At 35.8% G+C, this 1,510-nt stretch carries 1 protein-coding gene; it reads left to right on the top strand.

The annotated features are described in order from the left end of the window. Positions 1 to 102 precede the first annotated feature (102 nt). On the top strand, positions 103 to 1,269 hold the full coding sequence (locus ACIQ7T_RS27935) for an IS256 family transposase (protein WP_402875317.1): 1,167 nt from the start codon (positions 103 to 105) through the stop codon (positions 1,267 to 1,269). Positions 1,270 to 1,510: the final 241 nt, after the last annotated feature.

Genomic DNA, 1,510 nt, shown 5'->3' on the forward strand with positions numbered 1-1,510 from the left:
GATTGAGTCCGTATAATTGTGTAAAAAGAAAAGGGGTCATTTTCTTTCCTCTTGGTTACAATGTTTTCAACCACAAAAATAAAGTAAGGAGAGGAATATAAAATGACCCAATTACAGTTTAACCTAGACATGGATCTTTTAAAAGATTCGATTATCAATTCTAATATTGATACTGTTATTAAATCAGCTATAGTTTTGGTATTAAACGAATTCATGGAAAAAGAAAGAGACGATTATTTGCAGGCAGACGCCTATGAACGTTCTGCTGACCGCCGTGATTACCGTAACGGCTATTATGAACGTGAATTAACGATGAGTATTGGTAAAATCAAGCTAACTGTTCCTAGAACTCGTAATGGTGAGTTTTCACCAACGATTTTTGAAAAGTATGCTCGTTGTGATCAAGCTCTGGTTTTATCTATGCTAGAGATGGTGATAAACGGTGTTTCAACTCGTAAAGTCACTCATATTGTGGAACAACTTTGCGGAGAAAGCATCTCTAAATCCTTTGTGTCTTCACTTACACAAAAGCTTGATCCGATTGTAAATGCTTGGGCGAAGCGTCCATTAAATACAACTTATTATCCTTTTCTTTTTGTAGATGCAATGTATATAAAAGTACGTGAACATCATCGTGTAGTCTCTAAGGCTGTTTATATTGCTACAGCTATTACTGAGAAGAATAAACGTGAGATACTTGGTTTAAGCGTTGATCACGAAGAGAGTTTTGAGAGCTGGAGTCGTTTTTTTCAAAGCCTCAAATCTCGAGGGCTTCAATCACCTAAACTTGTGATATCAGATGCTCATAAAGGTCTTCAAAAAGCCATACAACGCGATTTTATCGGGACATCTTGGCAAAGATGTAACGTACATTTTAAACGAAATATATTTGAAAAGCTTCCTAAAAAAGACTCAGCTGAAATCCGTATGATGATAAAACGCGTTTTTGAAGCCATCACAATTGAAGATATTCGAAAATTTAAAGATGAGTTATTTGATCAATTCGGAAACAATTCTAAGTATGAGAAAGCTCTTGCCATCCTTGATGAAGGGTTCGAAGATACGATACAATACATGAACTATCCAGAAAAAATACGATGTCATATTCGTAGCACCAATTCTCTTGAACGATTAAATCAAGAAGTTCGTAGAAGAGAAAAGGTAATCCGTATCTTCCCCAACACACAATCTGCTTTTCGATTAGTAGGTGCGGTTCTAATGCAGTATCAAGAAACTGTATACGCAAAGAAAAAAGGGCTTACAACTTAGCAAATATTTTAGCGTAACTTCCATTCCGTAGGGTGCCACATTCAGAAACGGCTATCAAAGTGAAAAGAGCCTTTGACAGCCATTTCTGAATGCGGACATATAAATACACGGAAGTCACGGCCAAAAAAATGTAGAGAGGTTTAAATGAGTTAGCCCAATTTATTTCACCAATCTGATGTTTAGATAAGGATCAGAGTTGAAAACTTTGTATAAAATTTTACACAATATTAAGGACTTGACT

Origin of the sequence: Lysinibacillus sp. NPDC096212 (assembly GCF_044763105.1) — a bacterium.
In the GTDB taxonomy this organism is placed as follows: domain Bacteria; phylum Bacillota; class Bacilli; order Bacillales_A; family Planococcaceae; genus Lysinibacillus.

Excerpts from the sequence above, each read along its gene's own strand:
- ACIQ7T_RS27935 (WP_402875317.1), top strand. The coding sequence starts at position 103 with ATGACCCAATTACAGTTTAACCTAGACATGGATCTTTTAAAAGATTCG.